Raw genomic sequence first — 14,263 nt, forward strand, 5'->3', positions numbered from 1 at the left:
CGCATGTCTAATGTGGAAAATGGCGGTGAACCGCGCCAGCCTTCGGTAAAGCCCGCCAATCAGCGCGGCGCAGCCCGCCTTGCGGCCGTGCAGGCGCTTTACCAGATGGATGTCGGCGGAACCGGCGTTATGGAAGTCGTCGCTGAATACGAAGCGCATCGTCTCGGCCAGGAAGTCGATGGCGATACCTATCTCAAGGCCGACCCGTCGTGGTTCCGTTCGATCGTCTCGGGCGTCGTCCGCGACCAGACGAAGATCGACCCGCTGGTGCGCTCCGCCCTTCTCGAAGACTGGCCGCTGTCGCGACTCGATGCCACCGTCCGCGCTATCCTGCGTGCAGGAACTTTCGAGATTCTCGAGCGCAAGGACGTGCCGGTCGCCGTCATTGTCACGGAATATGTTGAAATCGCCCGCGCTTTCTTCGAGCATGACGAGCCGAAGCTGGTGAATGCGGTGCTTGACCGCATTGCCAAGCAGGTGCGCGGCGAGGCAAAACGCTGAACTAAGAGCAGATGAGGAAGAGATGAGCGCCGTTTCCGTCCCCGGACTTGAAGGTCAACTGGACGAGGCGAAGCGCAACGTCTTCCTCCTCACCATGGCGCAGGCGATCATGGGATCGGCCGCACCCATGAGCTTTTCCGTCGGAGCGCTCGCAGGGTACCAACTGCTTGGCGCCGACAAGTCGCTGGCGACCGCACCGCTTACCGGGTTTAATATCGGTGTGGCGCTTGGCGCGATCTGCGTGGCGGCCGCATCCCGTTTCCTCGGCCGCAAGGCTGGCTTCATGGTCGGCGCACTGATGTGCTCGATCGGCGGCGGAGTTGCTGCGGTCGCGCTCTTCCGGTCGGATTTCTGGCTTTTTGCCGTCGGCCTGCTGCTGATCGGCATTTCCGGCGGCTTTACGCAGAAGATCCGATTTGCCGCAGCCGACGCATCGCCGTCCTTCTACAAACCCAAGGCTATCTCCTGGATACTTGCGGGCGGTATCATCTCCGCCATTGTCGGACCGCAGCTCGCCATCTTCGGCAAGGACCTGCTGGCGCCGGTCACCTTTGCCGGCGCTTTCATGGCGCTCGTGCCATTGGGGCTCGTTTCGATCGCCATTTTGGCGTTTTTGAAGTTGCCCGATCCCAAGGCCGCCACCCATGTCGAATCGGCAAGGCCGCTTTCTGAAATCGTCCGCACGCAGCGTTTCGTCACCGGCATGATCTGCGGCATCGGCTCTTATGCGCTGATGACCTTCATGATGACCGGCGCACCGCTCGCCATGGTGGTCGGCTGCGGTTTCCCGACCGAACTCGCCACGCTCGGCATCCAGTGGCACGTCCTTGCCATGTTCGGCCCGAGTTTCTTCACCGGGATGCTGATTTCCCGGTTCGGCGCGGAAAAGATTGTCGCTTCCGGCCTCATCGTGCTGATGGCCTGTGCCATCGTCGCCCACATGGGCATCGAATTGTGGAATTTCTGGACGGCGCTGATTCTGCTCGGGCTTGGCTGGAATTTCGGTTTCATAGGCGCGACCGCCATCATCACGTCAAGTTACCGCCCGCATGAAGCGGACAAGGTGCAGGGATTTCACGATATCGTGCTGTTCGGCACGGTTGCCCTGTCATCCTTCTCCTCCGGCAAGGTCTTCACGGCATGGGGCTGGTCGGTCATGAACCTCGTCATCTGGCCCGTTTCAGGGCTTTGCCTCCTGCTGGTGCTGTCGCTCATCTTCACCGCACGCAGAAAAGCGGCCTCAGTCGCATAGCCGGCGCTACGCCTTTCAAGTTTCAGGCAAATTTGTGGGCTTGACGCGAGACGTCGCGCCAACGCAATCTCCCGTCGAGGACATTTTTCCTTGGGAGGGGAACAAATGCCCAATAGGGGACTTCGGACAGGCCGTCCGCGTCCCGCTGCACATGGTTTCGCCACGCCGGGGTGGGAGTGAGGCCCGGCCTTTTGGGAGGTAAGTGCGCATGACCGTAATACCCATAGTCATTTTATGCGGTGTCCTGTCCGTGGTTTACGCGGTATGGGCAACCAAGAGCGTCCTCGATGCCGATCAGGGCAACGACCGCATGCGTGAAATAGCAGGTTATATCCGTGAAGGTGCGCAAGCTTATCTCACCCGCCAATATCTCACCATCGCCATCGTCGGCCTGATCGTCGCCGTTCTGGCCTGGTATCTCCTGTCATCCATGGCCGCGATCGGTTTCATCATCGGCGCTGTCCTTTCAGGGTGTTGCCGGTTTCGTCGGCATGCATGTGTCCGTCAGGGCCAATCTGCGTACGGCGCAGGCCGCGTCGCACAGCCTGTCCGCCGGACTCGACATCGCGTTCAAATCAGGCGCCATTACCGGCATGCTGGTGGCGGGCCTCGCGCTGCTCGGCGTATCCATCTATTATTTCATCCTCACCTCGGTGATGGGCCATGCGCCCGGCTCGCGGGAAGTGATCGATGCGCTGGTGTCGCTCGGATTCGGCGCTTCGCTGATCTCCATCTTCGCGCGTCTCGGCGGCGGCATCTTCACAAAGGGCGCCGATGTCGGCGGCGATCTCGTCGGCAAGGTCGAGGCGGGCATTCCTGAGGATGACCCGCGCAACCCCGCAACCATCGCCGACAATGTCGGCGACAACGTCGGTGACTGCGCCGGCATGGCGGCCGATCTTTTCGAGACTTATGCCGTTTCGGTGGTGGCCACCATGGTTCTCGCCGCGATCTTCTTTGCGGGAACGCCGATACTCGAAAGCGCAATGGTCTATCCGCTGGCGATCTGCGGCGCCTGCATCCTGACCTCGATTGCCGGCACCTTCTTCGTGAAGCTCGGCACCAACAATTCCATCATGGGCGCGCTCTACAAGGGCCTGATCGCCACCGGCATCTTCTCCGTCGCGGGTCTTGCCGTCGCCACTTATGCGACGATCGGCTGGGGGACGGTGGGCACGGTGGCCGGCACGGAAATCACCGGCACCAATCTCTTCCTGTGCGGCCTTGTCGGTCTCGTCGTGACGGCGCTGATCGTCGTCATTACCGAATATTATACCGGCACCAACAAGCGCCCGGTCAATTCCATCGCCCAGGCCTCGGTGACGGGCCACGGCACCAACGTCATCCAGGGGCTTGCCGTTTCGCTCGAATCGACCGCGTTGCCGGCCATCGTCATCGTCGGCGGCATCATCGGCACCTACCAGCTCGGTGGCCTGTTCGGCACCGGTATTGCCGTTACCGCCATGCTTGGTCTCGCCGGCATGATCGTCGCGCTCGACGCTTTCGGCCCGGTCACGGACAATGCCGGCGGCATTGCTGAAATGGCTGGTCTTGATCCAGACGTTCGCAAGGCGACAGACGCGCTGGATGCCGTCGGCAATACCACGAAAGCCGTGACCAAGGGTTATGCCATCGGCTCAGCCGGTCTCGGCGCGCTGGTTCTGTTTGCCGCCTATGCCAACGACCTTTCCTATTTCGCAGCCAACGGCGACACCTATCCCTACTTCAAGGATATAGGCGAGATTTCCTTCAGCCTCGCCAACCCTTACGTGGTTGCCGGCCTGCTGTTCGGCGGCCTCATTCCTTATCTCTTTGGCGGCATTGCCATGACGGCGGTGGGCAAGGCGGCAGGCGCCATCGTTGAGGAAGTCCGTCGCCAGTTCCGCGAAAAACCCGGCATCATGGCCGGCACGGAAAAGCCTGACTACGGCAAGGCCGTGGACCTGCTCACCAGGGCGGCGATCAGGGAAATGGTCATCCCGTCGCTTCTGCCGGTTCTGGCGCCTCTCGTGGTCTATTTCGGTGTGCTGCTGATTTCCGGTTCCAAGGCCTCGGCCTTTGCCGCACTTGGCGCATCACTGCTCGGTGTCATCATCAACGGCCTCTTCGTGGCGATTTCCATGACGTCTGGTGGTGGTGCGTGGGATAACGCCAAGAAGAGCTTCGAAGACGGTTTCGTCGACAAGGATGGCGTGCGCCACGTCAAGGGTTCGGAGGCGCACAAGGCATCGGTGACGGGTGATACCGTTGGCGATCCCTATAAGGATACCGCGGGTCCGGCGGTCAACCCGGCCATCAAGATTACCAATATCGTGGCGCTGCTGCTGCTGGCGGTTCTCGCCCACTGAAGGCTACCGTTTCGACAAATTGAAAAGGCCCGGGGAGCGATCCCCGGGCCTTTGAATTTTCCGTTCCTGCTGAGGTCAGGGCGTATTGCCGCCCTGGCCGAGAATGCTCTTGGCGATATTGGCGCCCGAGGTGCCGCCGGAAAGCAGCTGCTGCAGGAAGGTGAGGTCCTTGCCGCCTGTCGGCGTGGTGCGCGAAATCGTGTCGAAGACCTTGCCGTCCTGCAGCGTGTAGTTGGCCTTGCGCTCGATGACGCCGTCCTTGTTGAAATAAATGGCGAGAATGTTCTGTTCGACCAGCGACGGCTTCATGAAGGCCGCACGGCGCACACGCTTCTGCGAGATGTAATAGAACACTTCATTGCCGAAGGTCGCGGTCGTGGAGGGCGTGCCCATGGTCAGGAGAACCTGCTCACGGCTCGAGCCTTCCGGGATCAGCTGGAGCGACTGCTCGTCCATGACATAGCCGTTATGGAATACATCTGTCGTGCTGGTGCAGGCGGAAAGCAGGCTGGATGCGAGCACGATTGCGATGGCGGTCTTGCTCAGAATTTTGCCGTGACTTGCGGATTTCTGCTTGCTCAACTGCTTTTCCCCGACTGCGATCATGAATGGCACCTTCCGGCATTGCGTGGTGCACAGTGTCTGTGCACATGATTGTGTCAATCCGGGGACGGAAAATCCCGATCACCCCCCAAATTCAATGCTTTCCCGGCCTTTTGGAACTCCTCCGGTTCTCTTCGACTGTTTCAGCGCAAAGACGAACGTGACCGCGACAGCATTGCAATTCGTGGATGCTTCGGTAAACCAGCTTTGACGATCATGCAACAAGTGCGATGGGCGGTAAGCGCATTCACCCGTCCCGTTCGGAAAAAAAACGATGATATTCGGGCTGTTCAAGAAGAAAAACAACAATCGCGCCATAGTTGACAGGCAATATGCGACCTTGACGGCAGCAGCCCGCACACCCGAATTTTATCTCGATCTCGGGGTCCCCGACACTGTAATGGGCCGTTTCGAGATGCTGTCGGTCATGATGATTCTCTATTTCCGCCGCACCAAATCCTCCGGTGTCAGCGGGCAGGAGATTGCCCAGGAGATTGTCGACGCCTTCTTTCAGGACCTTGATCACTCCATCCGTGAGCTTGGCATTGGCGATCAGGGCGTGCCAAAACGCATGAAGAAATTCGCCGGCATGTTTTATGGCCGTCTCGAATCCTACGCGGCGGCGCTGGATACGTCCGACCTTGCGGCCCTTGCCGCGGCACTCCGGCGCAATATATATCCGCAGGCAGACGAGAACGCGCCGGCGCTGGATGGGCTGGCGGGCTGGATGATGGAGGCTTCTTCCGTCCTTGCCGCCTGTTCCGAAGAAACAATCGCAACCGGAAGCCTGACGCTGCCCTTGCCTGGACGATGAGGTTCACATGAACGCGCGACACGCCGCAAATGACGACCTGCCTTTCTCCTATCCCGTGAAGGTAGGCCATATTTCCGCCAATCCCGTCAGGATTGGTCTCGAAGCCGATGCCGAGGAACTCAAGGCGCTGGCGAAATTCTGGGACGTGGTTTCCGTCGAATATCTGAAGGCAGAGCTGCAGGTATCCCGCTGGAAGAAGGATGGCGTGAAGGTAAAAGGCGAGGTGCATGCGGCCGTGACCCAGTCCTGCGTCGTGACGCTGGAGCCGGTGTCGAGCAAGATCGATGAGACTGTCGAGCAGATTTTCGTGCCGGAAGGTTCGAAACTGGCGCGGATGGTCACGAACGAAGAAGGCGAAATCGTGCTCGATCCCGATGGTCCCGACATTCCCGATCAGTTCACCGGCGACAGCATCGATGTCGGCGCTGTCGTTGCCGAATTTGCCGCCCTTGCCATCGATCCCTATCCGCGCAAACCGGATGCGGCGTTCCCCGAAACGGCCGAAAAAGAACCTGAAGAAGAGAAGCGGCCATCGCCCTTTGCCGTGCTGAAAGATTGGAAAAAAGACTGAATGGCCCAGCCGGGCTGAAATAATTTTATTGTAACGAAGGCCGGAAAAGGTATTTTCGCGCAAAATCCGCTTGATTGGCGGCAAGTAAGGATAAGGGACGAGTGATCAGAATTGCAATTGACGTCATGGGCGGCGATTTCGGCCCAGATGTTGCCATCCCGGGTGCCGCCAAGGCGCTCGAACGGCACAACGATGTAACTTTTCTGCTCTACGGGCAGAAGAGCAAATGCGACCCCATTCTGGCACAATATCCCGCACTTCGGGAAAAGTCGGTCTTTCACGATTGTGAAGTCTCTGTCAGCATGGACGAGAAGCCCAGCCAGGCGCTGCGCCGCGGCCGCTACGTCTCCAGCATGTGGCGCGCCATCGAGGCCGTGAAACTCGGCGAGGCTGACGTCGCCGTTTCCGCCGGCAATACCGGTGCGCTGATGGCCATGGCGAAATTCTGTCTGCGCACCATGGCGCGGGTGGAGCGCCCGGCAATCGCCGGTATCTGGCCGACACTGAAGGGCGAAAGCATCGTGCTCGACATAGGCGCGACGATCGGCGCCGACTCCCAGCAGCTTCTGGATTTCGCCCTGATGGGCGGCGCCATGGCGCGCGCGCTCTTCGATATCGACCGTCCGACGGTCGGCCTGCTCAATGTCGGCGTCGAGGAGGTGAAGGGTCAGGAAGAGGTTCGCGAGGCCGGACGGCTGATCCGCGAGGCAGATCTCGGCACCATCGATTATCGCGGTTTCGTCGAAGGTGACGATATCGGCAAGGGCACGGTGGATGTCGTGGTGACCGAAGGTTTCACCGGCAATATCGCGCTGAAGGCGGCCGAAGGCACCGCCCGCCAGATCAGCACGTTGCTGCGTGAGGCGATCTCCCGCAGCTTCTTCGCCAAGATCGGTTATGTTCTCGCAAAGAGCGCCTTCGACGTGCTGCGTGAAAAGATGGATCCGCGCAAGGTCAATGGCGGCGTGTTTCTCGGCCTGAACGGCATTGTCATCAAGAGCCATGGTGGTACGGATGCCATCGGTTTTGCTTCCGCCGTCGATGTCGGCTACGACATGGTTCATAACGGCCTGACGGCCAAGATAGAAAACGATCTCAAGATTTACCACGCAAGACGGCTTCCGCCCCCGGCGCCCGAAGCACTCGTGGCTGACGAGGAATAACGGAATGATCCGCTCTATAGTTCGTGGTTTCGGGGCAGCGCTGCCGAAGCGTGTGATGACCAACAGTGAAATCGAAGGCGTCGTGGAGACGTCCGACGAATGGATCGTGCAGCGAACCGGCATCAAGCAGCGCTACATCGCCGGCGAAGGTGAAACCACCGCGTCTCTCGGCGAAGCGGCGGCGCGTGCGGCTCTCGACAATGCCGGTCTGACGCCCGACGATATCGATCTCATCATCCTGGCCACCTCGACGCCGGATAACACCTTCCCCGCGACGGCAGTAAACATCCAGAACCGCCTCGGCATGACCCACGGCTTCGCCTTCGACATGCAGGCTGTCTGCTCCGGCTTTGTCTATGCCGTCTCTACCGCCGACCTCTATATTCGCGGCGGCATGGCCAAGCGCGTTCTTGTAATCGGCTCCGAGACCTTTTCGCGCATTCTTGACTGGAAGGACCGCACCACCTGCGTTCTCTTCGGCGATGGCGCCGGCGCGCTTGTTCTGGAAGCTGGGGAAGGCGAGGGTACCTCTGCCGATCGCGGTATCCTGACGGCGCAGCTGCGTTCCGACGGTTCGCACAAGGAAAAGCTCTATGTCGATGGCGGGCCCTCAACAACGGGCACGGTCGGTCATCTGCGCATGGAAGGCCGTGAAGTGTTCAAACACGCCGTCGGCATGATCACCGACGTGATTGAACAGGCATTCGAAGCCACGGGCACCACGGCAGACGATCTGGACTGGCTCGTTCCGCATCAGGCCAACAAGCGTATCATCGACGGATCGGCGAAAAAGCTCAACATCGACCCGGAAAAGGTCGTCATTACCGTCGATCAGCATGGCAATACCTCCGCGGCCTCCATTCCGCTGGCGCTTGCCGTTGCCGCAGGCGATGGCCGCATCAAGAAGGGCGATCTTGTCATGCTGGAGGCCATGGGCGGCGGTTTCACCTGGGGTGCGGTGTTGCTGCGCTGGTAAAGGCGCGATTTCAGCGTTTGCCGGGGCGGTGAAGCGAAATCCGCTGTGATTTTCGCGCTCACGCCCCGATAAGGCGCGTCTTGACGGCTCGGCCTGTGTCAAAACCGTATCAGTTGCTCTAAGCCCTTGCAGCGATTGCCGAAAGCCGCAAATGAATCTGGAACAGTCCCTTGACCGGCCGCCACAAGGGAAATAATCTCGGCGTCTCCTAGAGAAGAATTCAGACACGGTTTGTGGGGAAAAATGGCCGGGAAGACAGTGACACGCGCAGATCTTGCAGAATCTGTGTTTCGTAAAGTCGGGCTGTCCCGCACCGAATCCGCTGAGCTGGTCGAAACGATTATCGACGAAATATGCAACGCGATCACCCGCGGCGAAGTCGTCAAGCTCTCCTCTTTCGCGACGTTTCAGATCAGGGAAAAGAACGAGCGCATTGGCCGCAACCCGAAGACGGGGGAGGAAGTTCCGATTTCCCCACGTCGCGTCATGACCTTCAAGGCTTCGAATGTATTGAAGCAGCGCATTCTGAAAGCGCATACCGCTCGTAAAGCCAAGCAGAAGGGTCAGAAGTCCGGTACCTAAGCCTGCGCGCGAAGCAGCGCCATGGCGCGGTTTTGCGCCTCCGTAAGCCCTTTTTCCCATTCTTCCTGTGAACATGCTTGAATTTCAACGCGCAAGCCGTTGAAATCCGGTCGACTCACATCATAATCAATTTTAGTGATTTGTATCCTGCCGCAACCGGTGTTGGCGCGAAGGTCGGACCTGACCTTGCGTGATATGCGGGCCGGCGGGTGAAAAGCGTTCTCGTTCAGTGTCCGGCCGGATGCATGGCGCTCCGGTTCGGATGGGAGTGGAAATTTGGATAAAAGCCCCGACGCGTTTCGGACGATCAGTGAAGTGGCGGATGAGCTGAACCTGCCGCAGCATGTGCTGCGTTTCTGGGAAACGCGCTTTCCGCAGATCAAGCCGATGAAACGGGGCGGGGGCCGCCGTTATTACCGCCCTGATGACATCGACCTGCTGAAAGGCATACGCCATCTTCTTTATGACCATGGCTACACTATCAAGGGCGTGCAGAAGCTTCTGAAAGCCAATGGCAACCGCTTCGTGGCTGCCATTGCCTCCGGTGATCTCGCGACCATGGAAGCCATCATGGCGGCGAGCGGCGAAAAGGAAGTCAACGAGCCGCGGGTTATCGATACCGATGGCGATGAGGTCGTCGGCCGTCCGAAGGCGAAGCCAAGCGGCCGGTTTTTCGGTTTTGGCGGTGGCGGCAGCGACGCTGAAATATCGGTGGGCAAGTCCGGCATTGGCAAGGATGACCAGGCGCTTTTGCAGGAGGCCCTGTTTGATCTGCTCGAATGCAAGCGCCTGCTGGATCAGGTTCGCTAAACCTTTTCCACAGCTGTTTCGGGACGCCAACCTTTCAGAAACCCCTTTGGCCGATAATGCGGCTCCGTAAAAAGGAGTCCGACCGTGAGCAACCGAAAATCGACAGCGCGACGCCGCACGGCGAAGAAATCGAGTGGCGGTAGCGTTTGGCCCTGGGTGCTGATGCTGGGTGTGGTTGCCGGCGGCATTCAGGCCTACGAACATCGCGATAGTCTTTTGCCGCAGCGGGCTGTTGCTAAGGCGACGTCTTCGGCAGCCAACGCTCCTAAAGTCACGACGGCGGCCAAGCGCGAGGCGGTTACCTCCGAGAAAGTCGCGGCCATGCGCCCTGCTGCCCCCGTCCTGCCCGGCAACGCACCGGTTCCGCCACGCCCCATCGCCATGCCGCCTACGGCCTCTCAGAACAAGGTCGCAGCTATCCTGCCGGAAACCCGCCCGTCAGTCGAGAAGGTCTCACTCGGCGAAAAAAGCGGAACTTTTGCCTTTTGCGGCCGCTCCGGCCTCAACAATTGTGTGGCCGATGGCAACACCTTCTGGATGAAGGGCGTGAAAATGCAGCTCGCCGGCATCGAGGTTCCGCAGATCGACCGGGCGCGCTGCATGGAAGAACGCCAGCGCGGTTTCATTGCGAAAGTCAGGCTTCGCGAAATGCTGAACGCCGGCGCCTTCGATGTCGCATCTACCGGTGCTGCGGGCGGGCAAGCTGCGGAACGGACACGCCTTTCGCGTTCAGGCGTCTCCTTCGCCGATCAGCTTGTGCGCGAAGGTCTGGCCCATCCGCTCTCGGGAAAAAATCAGTCCTGGTGTGGCTGAGGCCCCGTTGACCGAAACGGCCCGGACTGTGTAGATGGGGCGCGGTCGTGTTTAAGGTCGGCCTTTGCGCCGGCCACCTGAACGATGACAGCATTTTTGCAGCGACTTGACCCCGAGCGGTTCATGGCGCCGCAATGCGGACGTGGCGAAATCGGTAGACGCAGCAGACTTAAAATCTGCCGACCATTGGTCTTGCGGGTTCAAGTCCCGCCGTCCGCACCATACCCCCGATTAAATTTTCTTTTTTGCTTCCCTGCGGTTTCCCGGCGTCTGGAGGATTTTATGCCGAATTTTCCAGGTTTTCAGCACGGGCGGCGCTGAGATCCGCAGGATTGCCTTAAAAGTGTGCTTGATCACGCAGGCGGCATTTTTCCGTTGAAATCACCCGAAAGAACCTATTGACCTTGCCACGATGGGAAGCCCTATCTTTTTTTTAAATGAGAAAAGAGGGGTCATACGCATGTCACAAATGGAGATCCGGGCGAGCCACCAGATTGCGATCGATGGCATGACATGTGCCTCCTGCGTCGGCCGCGTTGAAAAGGCGATCGCCAGGGTGCCCGGGGTTCTCAAGGCTTCGGTCAATCTTGCGACGGAACGCGCTGACATCTCTTTTTCCGGATCACCTGACGTGCCGGCCGTGATCGCGGCGGTGCGGAATGCCGGCTATGGGGTCGAAGAAAGAACGATAGAGCTTGATATTGAGGGTATGACATGCGCCTCCTGTGTGGGCCGTGTTGAAAAGGCCCTGAAGGCTGTTTCCGGTGTTTCGGAAGCGAGCGTCAACCTGGCGAGCGAGCGCGCCACCATCCGCGTCGCCGGCAATGCCGCCTCTACCGCCACCTTGGGCGAGGCGATCAGACGGGCGGGTTACACGGCGAAGGAAATCGTCGCCGACAGGGCCGGCGACGTGGAACAGGACCGACGCGCCGTGGAGTTGCGCAGCCTGAAAATCAACCTGGCCGTGGCCGCTGCTTTGACCCTGCCAGTCTTCGTTCTGGAAATGGGCTCGCATCTTGTCCCCGCGATCCACGACATCGTGATGGAAACGGTTGGCATGCGGGAAAGCTGGTATCTGCAATTCGTTCTGACGACGCTGGTACTCTTTGGACCGGGTCTGCGTTTCTTCAAAAAAGGCGTACCCGCACTTCTGCGGCTCGCGCCGGATATGAACTCGCTTGTCGTGTTGGGCACCGCCGCCGCCTGGGGATTTTCGGTTGTCGCAACCTTCCTGCCCGAAATATTGCCGCGCGGCACGGCGAATGTCTATTACGAGGCCGCTGCTGTCATCGTCACGCTCATCCTCCTTGGCCGGTTCCTTGAAGCGCGCGCCAAAGGCCGCACCAGCGAGGCGATAAAGCGATTGCTCGGGTTGCAGGCCAAGTCGGCGCGGGTGTTACGCGACGGCGAAACCGTGGATGTGCCGTTGCAGGATGTGCGCGCCGGTGATGTGATCATTGTCCGTCCTGGCGAGAAAGTGCCGGTCGATGGCGTGATCCTCAGTGGCTCGTCCTATGTCGATGAATCGATGATAACCGGCGAACCCGTGCCGGTTACGAAAACGGCGGGTTCCGAGGTCGTGGGCGGTACGGTGAACCGCAACGGCTCTTTCACCTTCCGCGCCACCAAGGTGGGCGCCGATACGCTGATCGCCCAGATCATCCGCATGGTCGAGGAAGCACAGGCCGACAAGCTGCCCATTCAGGCGCTGGTCGACAAGGTCACCAACTGGTTCGTGCCGGCGGTGATGCTGGCTGCAGCCGCCACTTTCCTCGTGTGGTTCTTCTTCGGGCCGGATCCGGCTCTGACCTTCGCGCTCGTCAATGCGGTTGCGGTTCTCATCATCGCCTGTCCCTGTGCCATGGGCCTTGCCACGCCTACCTCGATCATGGTCGGCACTGGCCGCGCCGCCGAGATGGGCGTGCTGTTCCGGCGCGGCGATGCGCTCCAGACGCTCCGTGATGCCGAGGTGATCGCCGTCGACAAGACCGGCACGTTGACGCTCGGCAGGCCGAAACTGGTGCATTTTACAACGACCGAGGGCTTCGGTGCCGATGAGGTGCTGCGCCTTGTCGCATCCCTCGAAACCCGATCCGAACACCCGATTGCGGAGGCGATCGTCGAAGCCGCGAAACATGGCGGCCTGGCGCTTGCCGATGCGGAAGGTTTCGAGGCAACGCCGGGTTTTGGCGTGGCGGCGGTGGTTGAAGGGCGCAGGGTTGAAGCGGGCGCGGACCGGTTCATGGCGAAGCTCGGTTACGATACTGCGATGTTTGCGCATGAAGCAGACCGGCTGGGCAGGGAAGGGCAGTCACCGCTTTATGCTGCAGTCGACGGCAGGCTGGCCGCGATTATCGCAGTGGCCGATCCGGTGAAGCAGACGACCCCGGAGGCGATCGCGGCGCTGCATGCGCTCGGCCTCAAGGTCACGATGATCACGGGTGACAATCGCCGCACCGCAGAGGCCATCGCCCGTCGCCTCGGCATTGACGAGGTGGTGGCGGAAGTGCTGCCGGACGGCAAGGTGGAAGCCGTCAAAAGGCTTGCCACCGGTGGGCGCCGGGTCGCCTTCGTAGGCGATGGCATCAACGATGCACCGGCGCTTGCGGCAGCCGATGTCGGTCTCGCCATCGGAACGGGCACGGATGTCGCGATTGAGAGCGCCGATGTGGTGCTGATGTCGGGCGATCTGCGCGGTGTGGCCAATGCCATCGCCCTGTCCAAGGCCACGATCCGCAATATCGGCCAGAACCTGTTCTGGGCCTTCGCTTACAACGCCGCGCTCGTTCCCGTGGCGGCCGGAATATTGTATCCTGTCAACGGCGTGTTGCTGTCACCCGTCCTTGCTGCCGGCGCAATGGCACTTTCCAGCGTCTTCGTCCTGACGAACGCGCTGCGCCTGAAAAGCTTCCGTGCGCCGCTCACGGACAGACCCGCGGGCTTGCAGCTCGCAGCAGCGGAATAGGAGGGGACACAATGGCGCTCCCCCGGTCCATCCACTTGCCGCAGATTGATCGCAGCATCGCGGTGGCGGAGGGCGAGACTGTCCTTCAGGCCGCCCTGGCAGCAGGCATCGCTTACCCGCACGGCTGTCGCATGGGCCGCTGTGGGGCCTGCAAGTCGAGGCTGATCTCCGGTGAGGTCGACCTTCTCAAGCACACGCCTTTTTCGCTGACTGAGGAAGAGAAAGCAGATGGCCTGACGCTTGCATGCCGAGCCATACCATTAAGCGACGTGGTGATCGGCTGGCTGAATGGCGCTGACGCGTTCTCCGACAGTGATGCAGATCTGTTGTCCACCCCGGAAAGATAGGAGCAGGATCCATGAACATCGGCACAGCCGCTACCGCATCCGGCGTTTCTGCAAAGATGATCAGACATTACGAGACGATCGGCCTGATCAAATCGGCGACCCGCACCGATTCCGGCTACCGGGTCTATACGGCCAATGATCTGGAAACACTGCGCTTTATAAGGCGCGGCCGCGACCTCGGTTTTTCAATCGAAAAGATAAGGCAGCTCATGACCTTGTGGCGTGATCCCGGCGGCGCCTCCTGCGACGTCAAACGCATCGTCATGGAACACGTCGTCGATCTCGAAGCCAAGATGCAAACGCTTCGCGACATGGCCGATACGCTCCGCCATCTGGCGACCTATTGCCCGGATAATGGCGAGCCGGAGTGTCCGATCATTCAGGATCTGGCACAATCGGAAGATCCCGATTTCATCCCGGCGGCGGTGGTGCCGAAACGGTCGGGCATGTTGAAGGGCACGTCCGGCCCGGTAGCGGAACTACAGCGCCTTGCGAAATGAGCGGCCGTTCCAATCGTG

At 60.1% G+C, this 14,263-nt stretch carries 12 protein-coding genes, 1 tRNA gene and 2 pseudogenes; 14 read left to right on the forward strand and 1 reads right to left on the reverse strand.

Annotated elements, in window-relative coordinates; genetic code table 11:
• The first annotated feature begins 3 nt into the window (after positions 1-3).
• From nusB to QE453_RS14800, 3 genes and pseudogenes are all read left to right on the forward strand, one after another.
• On the forward strand, positions 4-501 hold the full coding sequence (gene nusB / locus QE453_RS14790) for a transcription antitermination factor NusB (RefSeq protein WP_004441180.1): 498 nt from the start codon (positions 4-6) through the stop codon (positions 499-501).
• Positions 502-523: 22 nt separating this feature from the next.
• Positions 524-1,753 carry an MFS transporter gene (locus tag QE453_RS14795; protein WP_022555986.1) on the forward strand — a complete coding sequence of 410 codons (1,230 nt, stop codon included), beginning with the start codon at positions 524-526 and terminating at the stop codon, positions 1,751-1,753.
• Positions 1,754-1,961: 208 nt separating this feature from the next.
• A pseudogene (locus QE453_RS14800) lies at positions 1,962-4,101 on the forward strand (sodium-translocating pyrophosphatase).
• Between the two features lie 75 nt (positions 4,102-4,176).
• Here the strand turns inward: QE453_RS14800 and QE453_RS14805 are convergent.
• Positions 4,177-4,707, reverse strand: a complete 531-nt coding sequence (locus QE453_RS14805) for an outer membrane protein assembly factor BamE (RefSeq protein WP_004441184.1) — start codon at positions 4,705-4,707, stop codon at positions 4,177-4,179.
• A gap of 271 nt (positions 4,708-4,978) precedes the next feature.
• Between QE453_RS14805 and QE453_RS14810 the strand changes: the two genes are divergently transcribed.
• The 11 genes and pseudogenes from QE453_RS14810 to cueR all read left to right on the forward strand — a co-directional run bounded on the left by QE453_RS14810 (position 4,979) and on the right by cueR (position 14,245).
• Positions 4,979-5,518, forward strand: a complete 540-nt coding sequence (locus QE453_RS14810) for a ubiquinol-cytochrome C chaperone family protein (RefSeq protein ID WP_107327110.1) — start codon at positions 4,979-4,981, stop codon at positions 5,516-5,518.
• Between the two features lie 7 nt (positions 5,519-5,525).
• A complete protein-coding gene (locus tag QE453_RS14815; RefSeq protein WP_006697939.1) occupies positions 5,526-6,089 on the forward strand; it encodes a DUF177 domain-containing protein in 564 nt (187 codons plus the stop codon).
• Between the two features lie 101 nt (positions 6,090-6,190).
• On the forward strand, positions 6,191-7,252 hold the full coding sequence (gene plsX, locus QE453_RS14820) for a phosphate acyltransferase PlsX (RefSeq protein ID WP_004441191.1): 1,062 nt from the start codon (positions 6,191-6,193) through the stop codon (positions 7,250-7,252).
• A 4-nt stretch (positions 7,253-7,256) separates the two neighbouring features.
• Positions 7,257-8,228, forward strand: coding sequence for a beta-ketoacyl-ACP synthase III (locus QE453_RS14825; protein ID WP_006697941.1), 972 nt, complete (start codon positions 7,257-7,259; stop codon positions 8,226-8,228).
• 243 nt (positions 8,229-8,471) lie between these two features.
• Positions 8,472-8,810, forward strand: coding sequence for an integration host factor subunit alpha (locus QE453_RS14830; protein WP_006697942.1), 339 nt, complete (start codon positions 8,472-8,474; stop codon positions 8,808-8,810).
• A 276-nt stretch (positions 8,811-9,086) separates the two neighbouring features.
• A complete protein-coding gene (locus QE453_RS14835) occupies positions 9,087-9,620 on the forward strand; it encodes a MerR family transcriptional regulator (protein WP_004441196.1) in 534 nt (177 codons plus the stop codon).
• An 84-nt stretch (positions 9,621-9,704) separates the two neighbouring features.
• On the forward strand, positions 9,705-10,433 hold the full coding sequence (locus QE453_RS14840) for a thermonuclease family protein (RefSeq protein ID WP_035207725.1): 729 nt from the start codon (positions 9,705-9,707) through the stop codon (positions 10,431-10,433).
• Between the two features lie 136 nt (positions 10,434-10,569).
• Positions 10,570-10,655, forward strand: a tRNA-Leu gene (locus QE453_RS14845).
• A gap of 238 nt (positions 10,656-10,893) precedes the next feature.
• Positions 10,894-13,398, forward strand: a complete 2,505-nt coding sequence (locus QE453_RS14850) for a heavy metal translocating P-type ATPase (protein ID WP_309777351.1) — start codon at positions 10,894-10,896, stop codon at positions 13,396-13,398.
• A gap of 11 nt (positions 13,399-13,409) precedes the next feature.
• Positions 13,410-13,709 (forward strand): annotated as a pseudogene (locus tag QE453_RS14855) (2Fe-2S iron-sulfur cluster-binding protein); the annotation flags it as partial.
• A 47-nt stretch (positions 13,710-13,756) separates the two neighbouring features.
• Entirely contained in the window at positions 13,757-14,245 is a 489-nt protein-coding gene (cueR, locus tag QE453_RS14860; protein WP_045534242.1) for a Cu(I)-responsive transcriptional regulator, read from the forward strand.
• The last annotated feature ends 18 nt before the right edge of the window (positions 14,246-14,263 follow it).

The sequence above is a fragment of the Agrobacterium sp. SORGH_AS_0440 genome (assembly GCF_031453135.1).
In the GTDB taxonomy this organism is placed as follows: domain Bacteria; phylum Pseudomonadota; class Alphaproteobacteria; order Rhizobiales; family Rhizobiaceae; genus Agrobacterium; species Agrobacterium pusense.

What these genes read in the sequence shown, in the direction of transcription:
- nusB (WP_004441180.1), top strand. Translation starts at nt 4, where the DNA reads ATGTCTAATGTGGAAAATGGCGGTGAACCGCGCCAGCCTTCGGTAAAG.
- QE453_RS14795 (WP_022555986.1), top strand. Translation starts at nt 524, where the DNA reads ATGAGCGCCGTTTCCGTCCCCGGACTTGAAGGTCAACTGGACGAGGCG.
- QE453_RS14805 (WP_004441184.1), bottom strand. Translation starts at nt 4,707, where the DNA reads ATGATCGCAGTCGGGGAAAAGCAGTTGAGCAAGCAGAAATCCGCAAGT.
- QE453_RS14810 (WP_107327110.1), top strand. Translation starts at nt 4,979, where the DNA reads ATGATATTCGGGCTGTTCAAGAAGAAAAACAACAATCGCGCCATAGTT.
- QE453_RS14815 (WP_006697939.1), top strand. Translation starts at nt 5,526, where the DNA reads ATGAACGCGCGACACGCCGCAAATGACGACCTGCCTTTCTCCTATCCC.
- QE453_RS14825 (WP_006697941.1), top strand. Translation starts at nt 7,257, where the DNA reads ATGATCCGCTCTATAGTTCGTGGTTTCGGGGCAGCGCTGCCGAAGCGT.
- QE453_RS14830 (WP_006697942.1), top strand. Translation starts at nt 8,472, where the DNA reads ATGGCCGGGAAGACAGTGACACGCGCAGATCTTGCAGAATCTGTGTTT.
- QE453_RS14850 (WP_309777351.1), top strand. Translation starts at nt 10,894, where the DNA reads ATGTCACAAATGGAGATCCGGGCGAGCCACCAGATTGCGATCGATGGC.
- cueR (WP_045534242.1), top strand. Translation starts at nt 13,757, where the DNA reads ATGAACATCGGCACAGCCGCTACCGCATCCGGCGTTTCTGCAAAGATG.